13 protein-coding genes, 2 tRNA genes and 3 rRNA genes are annotated in these 17,169 nt (G+C 53.0%); 14 read left to right on the top strand and 4 right to left on the bottom strand.

The window, feature by feature from the left end; genetic code table 11:
* The first annotated feature begins 143 nt into the window (after nt 1-143).
* The 6 genes from gmhB to rrf all read left to right on the top strand — a co-directional run bounded on the left by gmhB (nt 144) and on the right by rrf (nt 6,243).
* Entirely contained in the window at nt 144-710 is a 567-nt protein-coding gene (gmhB, locus tag BWI95_RS01335) for a D-glycero-beta-D-manno-heptose 1,7-bisphosphate 7-phosphatase (RefSeq protein WP_076768864.1), read from the top strand.
* Between the two features lie 367 nt (nt 711-1,077).
* Nucleotides 1,078-2,619, top strand: a 16S ribosomal RNA gene (locus BWI95_RS01330).
* Between the two features lie 73 nt (nt 2,620-2,692).
* A tRNA-Ile gene (locus tag BWI95_RS01325) sits at nt 2,693-2,769 on the top strand.
* Between the two features lie 107 nt (nt 2,770-2,876).
* Nucleotides 2,877-2,952: transfer RNA gene (locus BWI95_RS01320), tRNA-Ala, on the top strand.
* Between the two features lie 178 nt (nt 2,953-3,130).
* Nucleotides 3,131-6,036, top strand: a 23S ribosomal RNA gene (locus BWI95_RS01315).
* 91 nt (nt 6,037-6,127) lie between these two features.
* Nucleotides 6,128-6,243: ribosomal RNA gene (gene rrf, locus BWI95_RS01310) — 5S ribosomal RNA — on the top strand.
* The 16S, 23S and 5S rRNA genes sit together here with 2 tRNA genes alongside, the layout of an rRNA operon.
* A gap of 84 nt (nt 6,244-6,327) precedes the next feature.
* On the opposite strand, the gene mobB is transcribed toward rrf, so the two are convergent.
* Nucleotides 6,328-6,843 (bottom strand): molybdopterin-guanine dinucleotide biosynthesis protein MobB, encoded by a 516-nt coding sequence (gene mobB / locus BWI95_RS01305; protein ID WP_054804641.1) that lies wholly within the window; start codon nt 6,841-6,843, stop codon nt 6,328-6,330.
* Nucleotides 6,840-7,367 carry a molybdenum cofactor guanylyltransferase MobA gene (mobA, locus tag BWI95_RS01300; RefSeq protein ID WP_232374439.1) on the bottom strand — a complete coding sequence of 176 codons (528 nt, stop codon included), beginning with the start codon at nt 7,365-7,367 and terminating at the stop codon, nt 6,840-6,842. Before mobA ends, mobB begins: the two co-directional genes overlap by 4 nt.
* A gap of 126 nt (nt 7,368-7,493) precedes the next feature.
* Between mobA and BWI95_RS01295 the strand changes: the two genes are divergently transcribed.
* From BWI95_RS01295 to dsbA, 3 genes are all read left to right on the top strand, one after another.
* Nucleotides 7,494-7,763 carry a YihD family protein gene (locus BWI95_RS01295; RefSeq protein ID WP_023479302.1) on the top strand — a complete coding sequence of 90 codons (270 nt, stop codon included), beginning with the start codon at nt 7,494-7,496 and terminating at the stop codon, nt 7,761-7,763.
* A gap of 75 nt (nt 7,764-7,838) precedes the next feature.
* Nucleotides 7,839-8,825, top strand: a complete 987-nt coding sequence (locus BWI95_RS01290) for a serine/threonine protein kinase (RefSeq protein ID WP_076768862.1) — start codon at nt 7,839-7,841, stop codon at nt 8,823-8,825.
* Nucleotides 8,826-8,841: 16 nt separating this feature from the next.
* On the top strand, nt 8,842-9,465 hold the full coding sequence (gene dsbA / locus BWI95_RS01285) for a thiol:disulfide interchange protein DsbA (protein ID WP_042716840.1): 624 nt from the start codon (nt 8,842-8,844) through the stop codon (nt 9,463-9,465).
* A 12-nt stretch (nt 9,466-9,477) separates the two neighbouring features.
* Here dsbA and BWI95_RS01280 read toward each other — a convergent pair whose 3' ends face one another.
* The gene (locus tag BWI95_RS01280; protein ID WP_076768861.1) at nt 9,478-10,386 is read right to left on the bottom strand and encodes an acyltransferase; all 909 of its coding nucleotides are present in this window, start codon (nt 10,384-10,386) and stop codon (nt 9,478-9,480) included.
* Between BWI95_RS01280 and BWI95_RS23195 the strand changes: the two genes are divergently transcribed.
* The 3 genes from BWI95_RS23195 (at nt 10,385) to spfP (ending at nt 13,808) form a co-directional block, all read left to right on the top strand.
* Complete coding sequence (locus tag BWI95_RS23195; protein ID WP_076768860.1) at nt 10,385-10,780, top strand: hypothetical protein; 396 nt, start codon at nt 10,385-10,387, stop codon at nt 10,778-10,780. The genes BWI95_RS01280 and BWI95_RS23195 overlap by 2 nt on opposite strands.
* 29 nt (nt 10,781-10,809) lie before the next feature.
* Entirely contained in the window at nt 10,810-13,596 is a 2,787-nt protein-coding gene (gene polA, locus BWI95_RS01270; RefSeq protein ID WP_076770262.1) for a DNA polymerase I, read from the top strand.
* A gap of 164 nt (nt 13,597-13,760) precedes the next feature.
* A complete protein-coding gene (gene spfP / locus BWI95_RS24100) occupies nt 13,761-13,808 on the top strand; it encodes a small protein SpfP (protein ID WP_071892919.1) in 48 nt (15 codons plus the stop codon).
* A 90-nt stretch (nt 13,809-13,898) separates the two neighbouring features.
* Here the strand turns inward: spfP and yihA are convergent, their stop codons facing one another.
* Nucleotides 13,899-14,528 carry a ribosome biogenesis GTP-binding protein YihA/YsxC gene (yihA, locus tag BWI95_RS01265; RefSeq protein WP_023479300.1) on the bottom strand — a complete coding sequence of 210 codons (630 nt, stop codon included), beginning with the start codon at nt 14,526-14,528 and terminating at the stop codon, nt 13,899-13,901.
* Between the two features lie 571 nt (nt 14,529-15,099).
* Here yihA and yihI point away from each other — a divergent pair.
* Together yihI and hemN are read left to right on the top strand one after the other, a co-directional pair.
* Nucleotides 15,100-15,603 carry a Der GTPase-activating protein YihI gene (yihI, locus tag BWI95_RS01260; protein ID WP_042712325.1) on the top strand — a complete coding sequence of 168 codons (504 nt, stop codon included), beginning with the start codon at nt 15,100-15,102 and terminating at the stop codon, nt 15,601-15,603.
* Nucleotides 15,604-15,789: 186 nt separating this feature from the next.
* Complete coding sequence (hemN, locus tag BWI95_RS01255) at nt 15,790-17,163, top strand: oxygen-independent coproporphyrinogen III oxidase (RefSeq protein WP_054804145.1); 1,374 nt, start codon at nt 15,790-15,792, stop codon at nt 17,161-17,163.
* Nucleotides 17,164-17,169: the final 6 nt, after the last annotated feature.

The following is a 17,169-nucleotide window of genomic DNA, read 5'->3' as shown; positions in this document are numbered from 1 at the left end:
GTTACGGGAAATAGCCGTAAACAGAGCGGATGGTAAGGCATCCAGACGTCTAAATCAATGTCGCGCTGTTATGATGAGCACTTTCCTGCGTAGCGAAACATGAGATACTACGCCGCAACACGGCCTTTATCAGGAGTAAACCTTTGGCAACTTTAGTACCCGCTATTTTTCTCGATCGTGATGGCACGATTAACATCGATCACGGCTATGTTCATGAGATCGATAACTTCGAGTTTATCGATGGCGTCATTGATGCCATGCGTGAATTAAAAGCGATGGGCTATGCGCTGGTGCTCGTCACCAATCAGTCTGGTATTGCGCGTGGCTTATATAGTGAAGCGCAATTTGAAACGCTGACCGAATGGATGGACTGGTCTCTTGCCGATCGCGATGTCGATTTTGATGGCATCTACTATTGCCCGCATCATCCTGAGGCGAGCGTAGAAGAGTATCGCCAGGAGTGCGATTGCCGTAAGCCGCAGCCGGGTATGCTGATCTCTGCGCGTGACTTCCTGAACATTGATATGGCCGCTTCTTATATAGTGGGCGACAAAATGGAAGATATGCAGGCGGGTGCGGCAGCGAACGTCGGCACGAAAGTGCTGGTGCGTACCGGTAAGCCAGTAACGCCAGAGGCGGAAAAAAGTGCAGATTGGGTGCTAAATAGCCTTGCGGAGCTGCCTGCAGCGATTAAAAAGCACCAAAAATAGCCGTTATGTTGAAAAGATGAGCGGTTGAAATAAAAATGCATTTTTCCGCTTGTCATTCCTCGTAGGCTCCCTATAATGAGCCTCCATCGACACGGCGCTAAGCAAACAACAGCTTGCAGCGACGTTAAGTCGGAAGAGAAAAAATCCTGAAATTCAGGGTTGACTCTGAAAGAGGAAAGCGTAATATACGCCACCTCGCGACAGAGCGCTGAAGCGCGTCGCAACTGCTCTTTAACAATTTATCAGACAATCTGTGTGGGCACTCAGGTGACATGGATTCTTAATGTCTTCGGACACTAAATGAATACCAAGTCTCACGGGTGAACACGTAATTCATTACGGTTTAATTCGATGAGCATCAAACTTTAAATTGAAGAGTTTGATCATGGCTCAGATTGAACGCTGGCGGCAGGCCTAACACATGCAAGTCGAACGGTAACAGGAAGCAGCTTGCTGCTTCGCTGACGAGTGGCGGACGGGTGAGTAATGTCTGGGAAACTGCCTGATGGAGGGGGATAACTACTGGAAACGGTAGCTAATACCGCATAACGTCGCAAGACCAAAGAGGGGGACCTTCGGGCCTCTTGCCATCAGATGTGCCCAGATGGGATTAGCTAGTAGGTGGGGTAACGGCTCACCTAGGCGACGATCCCTAGCTGGTCTGAGAGGATGACCAGCCACACTGGAACTGAGACACGGTCCAGACTCCTACGGGAGGCAGCAGTGGGGAATATTGCACAATGGGCGCAAGCCTGATGCAGCCATGCCGCGTGTATGAAGAAGGCCTTCGGGTTGTAAAGTACTTTCAGCGGGGAGGAAGGCGATGCGGTTAATAACCGCGTCGATTGACGTTACCCGCAGAAGAAGCACCGGCTAACTCCGTGCCAGCAGCCGCGGTAATACGGAGGGTGCAAGCGTTAATCGGAATTACTGGGCGTAAAGCGCACGCAGGCGGTCTGTCAAGTCGGATGTGAAATCCCCGGGCTCAACCTGGGAACTGCATCCGAAACTGGCAGGCTTGAGTCTCGTAGAGGGGGGTAGAATTCCAGGTGTAGCGGTGAAATGCGTAGAGATCTGGAGGAATACCGGTGGCGAAGGCGGCCCCCTGGACGAAGACTGACGCTCAGGTGCGAAAGCGTGGGGAGCAAACAGGATTAGATACCCTGGTAGTCCACGCCGTAAACGATGTCGACTTGGAGGTTGTGCCCTTGAGGCGTGGCTTCCGGAGCTAACGCGTTAAGTCGACCGCCTGGGGAGTACGGCCGCAAGGTTAAAACTCAAATGAATTGACGGGGGCCCGCACAAGCGGTGGAGCATGTGGTTTAATTCGATGCAACGCGAAGAACCTTACCTGGTCTTGACATCCACAGAACTTTCCAGAGATGGAAAGGTGCCTTCGGGAACTGTGAGACAGGTGCTGCATGGCTGTCGTCAGCTCGTGTTGTGAAATGTTGGGTTAAGTCCCGCAACGAGCGCAACCCTTATCCTTTGTTGCCAGCGGTCCGGCCGGGAACTCAAAGGAGACTGCCAGTGATAAACTGGAGGAAGGTGGGGATGACGTCAAGTCATCATGGCCCTTACGACCAGGGCTACACACGTGCTACAATGGCGCATACAAAGAGAAGCAATCTCGCGAGAGCCAGCGGACCTCATAAAGTGCGTCGTAGTCCGGATTGGAGTCTGCAACTCGACTCCATGAAGTCGGAATCGCTAGTAATCGTGAATCAGAATGTCACGGTGAATACGTTCCCGGGCCTTGTACACACCGCCCGTCACACCATGGGAGTGGGTTGCAAAAGAAGTAGGTAGCTTAACCTTCGGGAGGGCGCTTACCACTTTGTGATTCATGACTGGGGTGAAGTCGTAACAAGGTAACCGTAGGGGAACCTGCGGTTGGATCACCTCCTTACCTTAAAGAACCTTTCCCTGCAGTGTCCACACAGATTGTCTGATGAAAAATAACGAGCAGTGAAAATCTCTGCAGGCTTGTAGCTCAGGTGGTTAGAGCGCACCCCTGATAAGGGTGAGGTCGGTGGTTCAAGTCCACTCAGGCCTACCAAATTCGCTCCCGTGCTTTGTTGTGCTGAAGCTCACATACGTTACGTATGCTTCGCTCCATCACGCCGCGCCCGGAAACGAATTCAAGGTACAGAGTTTAACTACGATGGGGCTATAGCTCAGCTGGGAGAGCGCCTGCTTTGCACGCAGGAGGTCTGCGGTTCGATCCCGCATAGCTCCACCATCCTCACTGTTCGTCACTAGAAAACTTCAGAGTACACATTCTGTGTGTGCTGCGAAGTTTTGCTCTTTAAAAATCTGGATCAAGCTGAAAATTGAAACACAGAACAATGCGAATTGTTCCGTGAGTCTCTCAAATTTTCGCAACTGATGATGTTTTACGAAACGTCTTCGGGTTGTGAGGTTAAGCGACTAAGCGTACACGGTGGATGCCCTGGCAGTCAGAGGCGATGAAGGACGTGCTAATCTGCGAAAAGCGCCGGTAAGGTGATATGAACCGTTACAGCCGGCGATGTCCGAATGGGGAAACCCAGTGCAATCCGTTGCACTATCACAGCATGAATACATAGTGCTGTGAGGCGAACCGGGGGAACTGAAACATCTAAGTACCCCGAGGAAAAGAAATCAACCGAGATTCCCCCAGTAGCGGCGAGCGAACGGGGAACAGCCCAGAGCCTGAATCAGCCTGAGTGTTAGTGGAAGCGTCTGGAAAGTCGCGCGATACAGGGTGACAGCCCCGTACACAAAAGCACACAGGTTGTGAGCTCGATGAGTAGGGCGGGACACGTGGTATCCTGTCTGAATATGGGGGGACCATCCTCCAAGGCTAAATACTCCTGACTGACCGATAGTGAACCAGTACCGTGAGGGAAAGGCGAAAAGAACCCCGGCGAGGGGAGTGAAACAGAACCTGAAACCGTGTACGTACAAGCAGTGGGAGCCTCTTTATGGGGTGACTGCGTACCTTTTGTATAATGGGTCAGCGACTTATATTCTGTAGCAAGGTTAACCGTATAGGGGAGCCGCAGGGAAACCGAGTCTTAACTGGGCGTTAAGTTGCAGGGTATAGACCCGAAACCCGGTGATCTAGCCATGGGCAGGTTGAAGGTTGGGTAACACTAACTGGAGGACCGAACCGACTAATGTTGAAAAATTAGCGGATGACCTGTGGCTGGGGGTGAAAGGCCAATCAAACCGGGAGATAGCTGGTTCTCCCCGAAAGCTATTTAGGTAGCGCCTCGTGAATTCATCTCCGGGGGTAGAGCACTGTTTCGGCTAGGGGGCCATCCCGGCTTACCAACCCGATGCAAACTACGAATACCGGAGAATGTTATCACGGGAGACACACGGCGGGTGCTAACGTCCGTCGTGAAGAGGGAAACAACCCAGACCGCCAGCTAAGGTCCCAAAGTCATGGTTAAGTGGGAAACGATGTGGGAAGGCACAGACAGCCAGGATGTTGGCTTAGAAGCAGCCATCATTTAAAGAAAGCGTAATAGCTCACTGGTCGAGTCGGCCTGCGCGGAAGATGTAACGGGGCTAAACCATGCACCGAAGCTGCGGCAGCGACACTATGTGTTGTTGGGTAGGGGAGCGTTCTGTAAGCCGTCGAAGGTGGCCTGTGAGGGCTGCTGGAGGTATCAGAAGTGCGAATGCTGACATAAGTAACGATAAAGCGGGTGAAAAGCCCGCTCGCCGGAAGACCAAGGGTTCCTGTCCAACGTTAATCGGGGCAGGGTGAGTCGACCCCTAAGGCGAGGCCGAAAGGCGTAGTCGATGGGAAACAGGTTAATATTCCTGTACTTGGTGTTACTGCGAAGGGGGGACGGAGAAGGCTATGTCGGCCGGGCGACGGTTGTCCCGGTTTAAGCGTGTAGGTGTGTGTTCCAGGTAAATCCGGTTCACTTTAACACTGAGGCGTGATGACGAGGCACTACGGTGCTGAAGTGACAAATGCCCTGCTTCCAGGAAAAGCCTCTAAGCATCAGGTAACACGAAATCGTACCCCAAACCGACACAGGTGGTCAGGTAGAGAATACCAAGGCGCTTGAGAGAACTCGGGTGAAGGAACTAGGCAAAATGGTGCCGTAACTTCGGGAGAAGGCACGCTGGTGCGTAGGTGAAGTGACTTGCTCACGGAGCTGAAACCAGTCGAAGATACCAGCTGGCTGCAACTGTTTATTAAAAACACAGCACTGTGCAAACACGAAAGTGGACGTATACGGTGTGACGCCTGCCCGGTGCCGGAAGGTTAATTGATGGGGTCAACCGCAAGGTGAAGCTCTTGATCGAAGCCCCGGTAAACGGCGGCCGTAACTATAACGGTCCTAAGGTAGCGAAATTCCTTGTCGGGTAAGTTCCGACCTGCACGAATGGCGTAATGATGGCCAGGCTGTCTCCACCCGAGACTCAGTGAAATTGAACTCGCTGTGAAGATGCAGTGTACCCGCGGCAAGACGGAAAGACCCCGTGAACCTTTACTATAGCTTGACACTGAACATTGAGCCTTGATGTGTAGGATAGGTGGGAGGCTTTGAAGCGTGGACGCCAGTCTGCGTGGAGCCAACCTTGAAATACCACCCTTTAATGTTTGATGTTCTAACGTGGACCCGTGATCCGGGTTGCGGACAGTGTCTGGTGGGTAGTTTGACTGGGGCGGTCTCCTCCTAAAGCGTAACGGAGGAGCACGAAGGTCAGCTAATCCTGGTCGGACATCAGGAGGTTAGTGCAATGGCATAAGCTGGCTTGACTGCGAGCGTGACGGCGCGAGCAGGTGCGAAAGCAGGTCATAGTGATCCGGTGGTTCTGAATGGAAGGGCCATCGCTCAACGGATAAAAGGTACTCCGGGGATAACAGGCTGATACCGCCCAAGAGTTCATATCGACGGCGGTGTTTGGCACCTCGATGTCGGCTCATCACATCCTGGGGCTGAAGTAGGTCCCAAGGGTATGGCTGTTCGCCATTTAAAGTGGTACGCGAGCTGGGTTTAGAACGTCGTGAGACAGTTCGGTCCCTATCTGCCGTGGGCGCTGGAGAATTGAGGGGGGCTGCTCCTAGTACGAGAGGACCGGAGTGGACGCATCACTGGTGTTCGGGTTGTCATGCCAATGGCACTGCCCGGTAGCTAAATGCGGAAGAGATAAGTGCTGAAAGCATCTAAGCACGAAACTTGCCCCGAGATGAGTTCTCCCTGAGACTTTAAGTCTCCTGAAGGAACGTTGAAGACGACGACGTTGATAGGCCGGGTGTGTAAGCGCAGCGATGCGTTGAGCTAACCGGTACTAATGAACCGTGAGGCTTAACCTTACAACGCCGAAGATGTTTTGGCGGATGAGAGATGATTTTCAGCTGATACAGATTAAGCCGTCCGGCTAACGCGGGATGGCAACAGAATTTGCCTGGCGGCACTAGCGCGGTGGTCCCACCTGACCCCATGCCGAACTCAGAAGTGAAACGCCGTAGCGCCGATGGTAGTGTGGGGTCTCCCCATGCGAGAGTAGGGAACTGCCAGGCATCAAATAAGAAGAACCCCAGCCTCACGGCTGGGGTTTTTTGCTTTCTGCGGGAAAAAACGCCCAATAAAATGGCAAGTAGCGCTTAAACAGCCTCTTTCTGTCCTAACCACTGCAAGACAAACTCCGCAACTTCCTCAATATCATTAATATCCAGCACCGGTACAGACAGCGCCAGTTCAACATCGCTCGCAACCGCGATCGAATGTTCATCTATCGTTAACTCACTAATGTCATGCCCACAATCTGCGCGCCAAAGCAGGATCTTAGGCACCGGTTCATGTTTAAAGCCTTCTACAAGCACCAAATCCAGCTTTGTCGCATCCATCCTGCTGACCAGCCAGTTAAGATCCAGCCCCGTTTCATCAGGCGTTTCCATCATTAATGCCCATCGTTGACTGCTGGCGACCAGCGTCTGCGCTGCGCCTGCCTTACGTAACTCATAACTATCCTTGCCCGGCGTATCCAAATCCATATCATGATGGGTATGCTTGATTAAGCCGGGACGAATGCCTCGTGCGCACAGCGCCGGAATCAGCTTTTTCAACAGTGTCGTCTTACCCGTTCCGCTCCAGGCCGCCACCGCAAGTAATGGGATCATGATCTCTCCTGCCAACGCGCGAGATCGTCAGGCGTATTCACATTGGCAAATGCCGCACGGCGATCGCTGAAATCTATCGCATGCCCACCTGCTTCGCGCATAAACATCATAACCCTGCGCTCACCTTGTGCCAGCCACGCTTCCAGGCGCGGTGAAAGGTCCCGATGAAGCAGAGCAATCACAGGGTGATCGCGTTCGCCATCATGCACCCAGACTGCCGGAGCCTGGCCGCGGCCGGCCAGTAAACGCGATAAGAGATCGGCCGGAATATAGGGCGTATCACAGGGGCAAAAGAGGAACCATTCGGCTTCGCACTGTTGTAAAGCAGCCAACATCCCAGCAAGCGGGCCCGGGAAGTCACGTAGAGTGTCCTCAATGACCGGCAGGCCGCTGAGGCGATAGGTATCAAGATTGCGATTGGCGCTGATTGCCACGCTCTTCACCTGGGGTGCTAATCGCCCGGCGACATGTTGCCAGAGCGGTTTACCGTTAAGCTCCAGCAACCCTTTGTCTTTGCCCGCCATACGTGACGCTTTGCCGCCAGCCAGCACGACGCCGAGCACTGCACTGCTATCCTTCACCAGTAACGCCTCTTTTATTGTGGGATTGACCCTGCTAACGTGTCGGAACACAAAATAAGGAGCAGATACATGAAATGTAAACGCCTTAACGAAGTTATCGAACTTCTCCAGCCAGCCTGGCAGAAAGAGCCCGAACTCAATTTAATGCAATTTTTACAGAAACTGGCGCAAGAGTCAGGTTATGAAGGCGAACTGGCAGATTTAAGTGATGACATCCTGATCTATCACCTGAAAATGCGCGACTCGGCAAAAGACGCAGCGATCCCGGGCATTCAAAAAGATTACGAAGAGGATTTCAAAACCGCGTTGCTGCGCGCCCGCGGCGTGATTAAAGAGTAAAACCTTGTAAGAGGAGCCACCGAAAACGGCCCAAAATGATATCCTGAATCATTCGTCGTATTTTCGGATCCCAGGATGACCTGTAACGCTTTTACTTTCCAGACGCTTCACCCGGATACCATCATGGATGCGCTTTTCGCGCAGGGGATCCGGGTCGATTCCGGCCTCACTCCGCTTAATAGCTACGAAAACCGTGTTTATCAGTTTCAGGACGAAGATCGCCGCCGCTATGTCGTGAAGTTCTACCGCCCGCAGCGCTGGTCAGCGGAACAGATACGCGAAGAGCATCAGTTTGCGCTCGACCTGCAAGAGAATGATGTGCCGGTCGCCGCACCGCTCGCGTTTAATAATGAAACCTTACTCACCCACCAGGATTTTCTCTTCGCCGTTTTCCCGAGCGTTGGCGGCCGCCAGTTTGAAGCGGACAACCTCGATCAGATGGAGTGGGTTGGCCGCTATCTTGGTCGTCTGCACCAGACCGGCCGTCAAAAGCGTTTTACCCATCGTCCTGACATGGGGGTTAACGAATATTTGCGCGAGCCGCGCCAGCTTTTTGAGACCACCTCGCTAATCCCGACAAGCTTAAAAGAGGCGTTTTTGAGCGCAGTTGATAAGCTTATCGATGCCGTTATGGCGCAGTGGCATAATCGCGCCAACTTGCTGCGTCTGCATGGGGATTGTCATGCCGGGAATATTCTCTGGCGAGATGGCCCAATGTTTGTCGATTTAGACGATGCGCGTAATGGCCCGGCGGTACAAGATTTATGGATGTTGTTGCACGGTGATAAAGCCGAGCAGCGCATGCAGCTGGAGATGATCGTCGAAGCCTACGAAGAGTTTTGCGAGTTTGATACCGCGGAGCTTGCCCTGATTGAACCGCTGCGCGCCATGCGTCTGGTCTACTATCTGGCGTGGCTTATCCGCCGCTGGGACGATCCCGCGTTTCCTAAAAATTTCCCCTGGTTGAACAGCGAAGATCACTGGCGCAATCAGACGCACATTTTTCTTGAACAGGTGAAGGTTCTGCAAGAACCCCCTTTAGCATTAACCCCCATGTATTAAACGGAGAGAGTTGACCATGAAGAAGATTTGGCTGGCGCTGGCAGGAATGATTCTGGCATTTAGCGCTTCGGCAGCAGACATTACCGAAGGTAAGCAGTACAACACGCTGGATAAGCCGGTCGCCGGTGAACCGCAGGTGCTGGAGTTCTTCTCATTCTATTGCCCGCACTGCTACGACTTTGAGCAGGTCTGGCACGTCTCCGAAGCGGTGAAAAAGAAACTGCCGCAGGGGACAAAAATGACCAAATACCACGTCGAGTTCCTGGGGCCGCTGGGCAAAGAGATGACGCAGGCCTGGGCAGTAGCCATGGCGCTGGGCGTGGAAGATAAAATCAGCTCCCCGATGTTTGAAGCGGTACAAAAAACGCAGACTGTTCAAACCGTTGCTGACATTCGTGACGTATTTATCAAAGCCGGCGTGAAGGGCGAAGAGTACGACGCTGCCTGGAACAGCTTCGTGGTGAAATCACTGGTTGCCCAGCAAGAGAAAGCTGCGGCCGATCTGCAGTTGCAGGGTGTACCCGCGATGTTCGTCAACGGTAAATACCAGATCGATCAACGCGGTATGGACGGCAGTAGCCTTGATGCGTTTGTGAAAAGCTACGCTGATACGGTGAAGTTCCTGGTTGAGAAGAAGTAAAGATAACGCCGGTCACTGACCGGCGTTTTTACAGGTGGCTTTGATGGCGTCTATACGTTCATCTTTAGCGAGCCATAACCCATTCAGCCACTGCTGAAAGCTGCGCTTAAAATTCTTGTCATTAATATAATCGCCATGCAACCCTTCGTGAACCGCCAGCAAATCAATACGCACCACGATACGGGTCAATTTGCCGCTGAGCATATCGAAAAAGGGCGTGCTATCGTTCTCGGGGTAGCAAAGCGTCACATCCAGCATTTTGTCGAACTGTTTACCCAGAACGTTTAACGCCATCGCGATACCCGCCGCTTTTGGTGGCAGCAGATGCTTAAACGAAGAGCGTGTCTGACGCCGTTTCTCTTCTGTAAAACGCGATCCTTCAACAAAATTCACCATCGTTGTCGGCTGCAGGCGAAACTTCTCACACGAACGGCGCGTTGTCTCAACATCCTTGCCCCGTCTTTCAGGATGCCTCAGCAGATAACTTCGTGAGTAGCGGCGCATAAAAGGCATATCCAGCGCCCAGCACGCCAGGCCGATAAAGGGCACCCAGGCGAGTTGCTGCTTCAGGAAGTACTTGTTCATCGGGATCTGTTTGCGGAACAGGACACACAGCACCACGATATCTGCCCAACTATGGTGGTTACAAATAAGCAGATACCAGTTTCTTTTATTCAATCCCTCCAGCCCCTGAATATCCCATTCCAGCCGGGGATTGAGGCGCAGCAGCCAGTAGAGGCCTTCGCACCAGCAAGCCATCATCACATTACAGAAGGCAGAGATCGCCCGCCAAAAACGCGGGATCGGAATAAGCAGTTTTATCAGGCCGGCGATAATAATCGGCACAGAGCAGACAGCAGTAAGCAGGATGGTTAACAGAACGCTAAAAAAGAGCGTAATAACCGCGGGTAGTCTCGACATGATTAAATATTTCAAAAAGTTAGCAGCAAAATGCTTGCTAAAAGGTGTGCAAGGCGCCGATTTTATCAGAAAAGCGAGAGCGGCAATGAGGAAACCTTATTCAGCGCTTTTGATAGATAGTAAAGAAGAATGCAATGCCCTTTTTCTTCTATCCACACAGAGCAGATTATCACCAAAAAGCAACAGCGATCCTTTTTATCTTCTCAATGTGTTGATTTTAATGGTTTTGTATATTTTTACGATCCACGAAAAGCCACAAAAATCCAGCCAATTAAAAACTGTGCACAAACTTATCCACAGGATGTTTCTGCGAGGGATCCCGACGATCGCGAAATCTTTTCCGCCATTTACCGGGAAAAACTCATGTTTTCATCCTGTCTGTGGCATCCTTTAGCGTAAATTGAAAAAACAGGCATGGATATCATGGTTCAGATCCCCGAAAACCCACTCATTCTTGTTGACGGCTCCTCTTACCTCTATCGCGCGTATCATGCGTTTCCTCCTCTGACCAACAGCGTTGGAGAACCCACCGGCGCAATGTACGGCGTGTTGAATATGCTGCGCAGCCTGTTGCTGCAGTATCAGCCGACGCATGTCGCAGTGGTGTTTGATGCGAAGGGTAAGACGTTCCGTGATGAGCTGTTCGAACATTACAAATCCCACCGCCCGCCGATGCCGGACGATCTGCGTGCGCAGATTGAGCCGCTGCATGCAATGGTGAAAGCGATGGGTCTGCCGCTGCTGGCGGTGTCGGGTGTTGAAGCGGATGACGTTATCGGCACGCTGGCATGTGAAGCGGACAAAAAAGGGCGTCCGGTGCTGATCAGTACCGGCGACAAAGATATGGCGCAGCTGGTGACACCAAACGTCACGCTGATCAATACCATGTCCAACACCATTTTGGGGCCGGAAGAGGTCGTTACCAAATATGGCGTACCGCCAGAGCTGATTATCGACTTCCTCGCGCTGATGGGCGACTCCTCCGATAACATCCCCGGTGTCCCTGGCGTGGGTGAAAAAACCGCGCAGGCGCTGTTACAAGGGCTGGGTGGTCTCGACTCGCTCTATGCCGCGCCGGAGAAGATTGCCGAACTGAGCTTCCGTGGTGCGAAAACCATGGCGGCGAAGCTGGAGCAGAATAAAGAGGTCGCTTACCTCTCCTACCAGCTGGCGACCATCAAAACCGACGTTCCGCTGGAGCTGACGAGCGAACAGCTCGAAGTTCAGCAGCCGGCCACCGAAGAGCTGGTGGAGCTCTTTAAGCGTTACGAATTCAAGCGCTGGACGGCGGATGTCGAAGCCGGAAAATGGCTGCAGGCGAGAGGAAGCAAGCCAGCCGCGAAGCCGCAGGAAACGATTGTGGTAGAAGCGGAGCCCGATATCCCGACGGCTATCCTCTCTGCTGAAAACTACGTCACCATCCTTGATGAAGAGACGTTGCAGAGCTGGATCGGCAAACTGAAAAGCGCGGCGCTGTTTGCCTTCGATACGGAAACGGACAGCCTGGATAACATCAGTGCCAATCTGGTCGGCATCTCCTTTGCTATCGAACCTGGCGTGGCGGCCTATGTACCGGTTGCCCATGACTACCTTGATGCGCCGGATCAGATCCCGCGCGACCGCGCGCTGGAACTGCTGAAACCGCTGCTGGAAGATGAAAAGCTTCTCAAAGTGGGCCAAAACCTGAAATACGATCGCGGCGTGCTGGAAAATTACGGCATCGAACTGCGCGGTATCGCCTTCGACACCATGCTTGAGTCCTACATCCTCAATAGCGTTGTTGGCCGTCATGATATGGACAGCCTCTCTCAGCGCTGGTTGAAGCACAAAACCGTGACCTTCGAAGAGATCGCCGGGAAAGGTAAAAACCAGCTGACCTTCAACCAGATTGCGCTGGAAGAGGCCGGGCATTATGCGGCGGAAGATGCTGATGTCACGCTGCAACTCCATCTGGCGATGTGGCCTGAGCTGCAACAGCACGCCGGCCCGCTGAATGTCTTCCAGAATATTGAAATGCCGCTGGTGCCGGTCATTTCGCGCATCGAACGCAACGGCGTCAATATCGATCCGGCTGTGCTGCACAAGCACTCTGAGGAGCTGACCCTGCGTCTGGCGGAGCTGGAGCAAAAAGCGCATGAGATCGCGGGCGAAGCGTTTAACCTCTCGTCGACCAAGCAGCTGCAAACCATTCTGTTTGAAAAACAGGGTATTAAACCGCTGAAGAAAACCCCGGGCGGCGCGCCGTCGACCTCAGAAGAGGTGCTGGAAGAGCTGGCGCTGGATTACCCGCTGCCAAAAGTGATCCTGCAATATCGCGGTCTGGCGAAGCTTAAATCGACCTACACCGATAAGCTGCCGCTGATGATCAACCCTAAAACCGGGCGTGTACACACCTCTTACCACCAGGCAGTGACCGCGACGGGACGCTTGTCCTCCACCGATCCTAACCTGCAAAACATTCCTGTGCGTAATGAAGAGGGACGTCGTATTCGTCAGGCCTTTATCGCGCCGAAAGATTACGTCATCGTCTCTGCGGACTACTCGCAGATCGAGCTGCGCATCATGGCGCACCTCTCACGGGATAAGGGCTTGCTGAAAGCGTTTGCTGAAGGTCAGGATATTCACCGTGCAACGGCAGCAGAAGTGTTTGGCCTGCCGCTGGATAGCGTAAGCAATGAGCAGCGCCGCAGCGCGAAAGCGATCAACTTCGGTCTGATCTACGGCATGAGCGCCTTTGGCCTCTCGCGCCAGCTCAATATTCCGCGCAAAGAGTCGCAGAAGTATATGGATCTCTACTTCGAGCGCTATCCTGGCGTGCTGGAGTATATGGAGCGTACCCGCGCGCAGGCGAAAGAGAGCGGCTATGTTGAAACGCTCGATGGTCGCCGCCTCTATCTGCCGGACATCAAATCGAGCAACGCTGCCCGTCGTGCGGGCGCCGAGCGCGCGGCGATCAACGCCCCGATGCAGGGCACCGCGGCAGATATCATCAAACGCGCGATGATCGCCGTCGATGCGTGGTTACAGCAAGAGAAGCCGCGCGTGCGGATGATCATGCAGGTACACGATGAACTGGTGTTCGAGGTGCATAAAGAGGATATCGAGGCGGTCACGAAGAAGATCCATGAGCTGATGGAGAGCAGTACTCAACTCGATGTGCCGCTGCTGGTGGAAGTGGGAAGCGGGCCAAACTGGGATCAAGCGCACTAAGCCTGCGCCAGGAAAGGGACTTTTCTGTAACTAAGCAACATAACGCGGCGTTTTTGTGACAATCATTAGAATTCCGTATGTAAAAATTGAAAAGAAATTACAAAAAGTCCTTTTTCCAGATCCAAAAAGGGAGTAGAGTTATTCGCGTAGGGTACAGAGGTAAGATGTTCTATCTTTCAGACCTTTTACTTCACGTAATCGGATTTGGCTGAATATTTAGCCGCCCCAGTCAGTAATGACTGGGGCGTTTTTTATTGCGCGAAAGAAAGCAATAAAGCGCAGCGGACGCCGCGCCAGAAGGGTTATTCGCCTGCGTCTTCTGTTGCCGGCGCAATAGAAGAGAACCAGCTATCCAGCTTCTCGCGCAGTTTATCCACGCCCTGTTTTTTCAGCGACGAAAACGCTTCAACCTGCACATCGCCGTTAAAGGCAATTGCCGCTTCCCGCACCATCGTAACCTGCGCTTTGCGCGCGCCGCTGGCGAGCTTGTCCGCTTTGGTCAGCAGCACCAGCACAGGGATCTCGCTTGCTACCGCCCAGTGGATCATCTGCTGGTCGAGATCTTTTAACGGATGGCGGATATCCATCAGTACGACCAGCCCCTTCAGGCACTGACGTTTCTCCAGATATTCACCCAGCGCGCGCTGCCATTTGATTTTCATCTCTTCCGGCACTTCGGCATAACCGTAGCCGGGCAGGTCGACAAGGCGTTTGCCTTCTACGACTTCGAACAGGTTGATTAGCTGGGTACGGCCCGGCGTTTTAGAGGTGCGCGCCAGGCTCTTTTGATTGGTTAGCGTATTGAGTGCGCTCGATTTTCCGGCGTTGGAGCGGCCAGCGAATGCCACTTCGATGCCGGTATCGGCGGGTAAGTGGCGAATATCAGGCGCACTGGTGACAAAGTGCGTCTGTTGGTAATTCAGGTTAGTCAAAACGGTCGTCTCCATCGTTAAAGCATGCGGGGATTATACCTGAACCCACGTAAAAGACTGTTTTTCTCGCATCATTCCTCTTTGTAGGTGATTGCCGCGCGCTTTGTAGGATATTTGCCCTTTATACGTTGCGAACTTTCGGAGTAATTGCAGGTTTAAAAATAGTCAATAATAATGCAATCAAAGACTTATTTTTGTGGAATTCTCTTAATTTATCGTTTGTAAGGGTATTCATACTTGTCTCTTTCTCTGAGACAGGTAAAGTAACGCCCTGTAGCAGGACGCTTTACAGGAAAGGATAACTCACGGATTGAGGGGTCGGGAGCGCCAGGAGGCGAAGACCAGAGGAAAACGTCAGGAGACGTTCACAAGGAGAGGGACCGCAACACGGAGTGTTGATGCTAATGGAAAAACAGGGCACGTTGACAGCAAACAGGGAACGTAGAGCCCTTTACGGGTCAGGGTCAAGAAAAAAGGCGACAGTTTACACTGCCGCCTTTTTTCTTTGCTTGCTTTCTGCTAGATTCCGCCGCAATTCTATACTGATGAAAAACCACCTAAGACCCCTATGATGAAAAAACCGTCTACCCAACCGCGCGGCAAAGTGCGCCGTAAAACCCGTGAAGAGTTGAACCAGGAAGGCCGCGAACGTAAGCGTGATAAACGGCATCGCGGCAACGCTTCAGGCAGCCGCGCGAACGGTGGCGATAACGCTTCAGGCTCCGGCAAGGGCAAAGCGCAGAAAGATCCGCGTATTGGCAGTAAAACACCGATTCCGCTGGGTGTTACCGACACGCCAGTCACTAAGCAGCACAAACCGAAGAGTGAGAAACCTATGCTTTCACCACAGGCTGAATTAGAGATGCTGGAAACGGATGAGCGCCTGGATGCGCTACTTGAACGTCTTGAAGAGGGCGAAACCCTGAGCGCCGACGAGCAGAAATGGGTTGATGCCAAACTGGATCGTATTGATGAGCTGATGCAGAAGCTGGGCCTCTCTTACGATGATGACGAAGAAGAAGAGGAAGAGGAGCGTAAGGAAGATATGATGCGTCTGCTCAAGGGCGGCAACTAATCCTTTCTTATGGGGCTTCCCGTCCTGCTTATAACCCTTCCGGTTATATGTTATCTGGTGTGGTTATTCGTTAAACTACAGCGGTTGTCGCGGCGCAAACAGTGGCTGCGCAACCGGCTGATAACCCGAAACGGGATCGGCCCAGGCCGCCGGTATCGCCAGCGGCGTCATCGGAAGGAGTAAGCAATGTCTGAGCACGTCATCGACTGGGATCTGGCCCTGATCCAGAAATATAACTATTCCGGGCCGCGTTACACGTCCTATCCCACCGCGCTTGAGTTTTCTGACGCCTTTGGCGAAGCGGATTTTCACCGCGCCGTGGCGCGTTACCCTGAACGTCCGCTTTCGCTCTACGTTCATATCCCGTTTTGCCACAAGCTCTGCTACTTCTGCGGCTGCAATAAAATCGTCACCCGCCAGCAGCATAAAGCCGATCAATACCTCGATGCGCTGGAGCAGGAGATTATCCACCGCGCGCCGCTGTTTAAAGGCCGTCACGTCAGCCAGCTGCACTGGGGCGGCGGTACGCCAACCTATCTCAACAAAGCACAGATCAGCCGCCTGATGGCGCTGCTGCGCGGCAACTTCGCCTTTGATGCCGAGGCGGAGATCTCCATTGAGGTCGACCCGCGCGAAATTGAACTGGATGTGCTCGACCATCTGCGTGGGGAAGGGTTTAACCGCCTCAGCATGGGCGTGCAGGATTTTAATAAAGAGGTGCAGCGGCTGGTTAACCGCGAACAGGATGAATCGTTTATCTTTGCTCTGCTTAACCACGCGCGCGACATCGGCTTTACCTCGACCAATATTGACCTGATCTATGGCCTGCCCAAACAGACGCCGGAGAGTTTCGCCTATACGCTGCAACGCGTCGGCGAACTCAGCCCCGATCGCTTAAGCGTCTTCAACTATGCACATCTGCCGACGCTCTTTGCCGCCCAGCGTAAAATCAAAGACGCGGATCTGCCTTCGGCGCAGCAGAAGCTCGATATCCTGCAGCAGACCATCTCCTCGCTGACCGCATCCGGGTATCAGTTTATCGGCATGGATCACTTTGCCCGTCCGGATGATGAACTGGCGATTGCCCAGCGCAACGGCGTGCTGCACCGCAACTTCCAGGGTTACACCACTCAGGGCGACAGCGATCTGCTGGGCCTTGGCGTCTCTGCCATCAGCATGATTGGCGACAGCTATGCGCAAAACCAGAAAGAGCTCAAACACTACTATCAGCAGGTTGATGAGCAGGGAAATGCGCTGTGGCGCGGCATTGCGCTGACCCGCGATGACTGCATTCGCCGGGATGTGATCAAAGGGCTTATCTGTAATTTCCGTCTCTCATTCAGCGATATTGAGCGCGCGTGGGATCTCGATTTCCAGGACTACTTTGCTGAAGATCTGCAACTGCTTGCGCCATTGATCAAAGATGGGCTGGTGGAGAGGGATGAGCAGGGGCTTCAGGTAACGGCGAAAGGGCGTCTGTTGATTCGCAACATCTGCATGTGCTTCGATGTCTATCTGCGCCAGAAAGCGCGGCTACAGCAGTTCTCGCGGGTGATTTAACAGGCC

Source organism: Kosakonia cowanii JCM 10956 = DSM 18146, from assembly GCF_001975225.1.
GTDB classification, from domain to species: Bacteria; Pseudomonadota; Gammaproteobacteria; order Enterobacterales; family Enterobacteriaceae; genus Kosakonia; species Kosakonia cowanii.
Note: the sequence above shows the minus strand (reverse complement) of the source record. Positions and strands in the feature narration are given on the sequence as shown.

Excerpts from the sequence above, each read along its gene's own strand:
- mobB (WP_054804641.1), bottom strand. The coding sequence starts at position 6,843 with ATGATCCCATTACTTGCGGTGGCGGCCTGGAGCGGAACGGGTAAGACG.
- mobA (WP_232374439.1), bottom strand. The coding sequence starts at position 7,367 with ATGGCGGGCAAAGACAAAGGGTTGCTGGAGCTTAACGGTAAACCGCTC.
- BWI95_RS01295 (WP_023479302.1), top strand. The coding sequence starts at position 7,494 with ATGAAATGTAAACGCCTTAACGAAGTTATCGAACTTCTCCAGCCAGCC.
- BWI95_RS01290 (WP_076768862.1), top strand. The coding sequence starts at position 7,839 with ATGACCTGTAACGCTTTTACTTTCCAGACGCTTCACCCGGATACCATC.
- dsbA (WP_042716840.1), top strand. The coding sequence starts at position 8,842 with ATGAAGAAGATTTGGCTGGCGCTGGCAGGAATGATTCTGGCATTTAGC.
- BWI95_RS23195 (WP_076768860.1), top strand. The coding sequence starts at position 10,385 with ATGATTAAATATTTCAAAAAGTTAGCAGCAAAATGCTTGCTAAAAGGT.
- BWI95_RS01280 (WP_076768861.1), bottom strand. The coding sequence starts at position 10,386 with ATGTCGAGACTACCCGCGGTTATTACGCTCTTTTTTAGCGTTCTGTTA.
- polA (WP_076770262.1), top strand. The coding sequence starts at position 10,810 with ATGGTTCAGATCCCCGAAAACCCACTCATTCTTGTTGACGGCTCCTCT.
- yihI (WP_042712325.1), top strand. The coding sequence starts at position 15,100 with ATGAAAAAACCGTCTACCCAACCGCGCGGCAAAGTGCGCCGTAAAACC.
- hemN (WP_054804145.1), top strand. The coding sequence starts at position 15,790 with ATGTCTGAGCACGTCATCGACTGGGATCTGGCCCTGATCCAGAAATAT.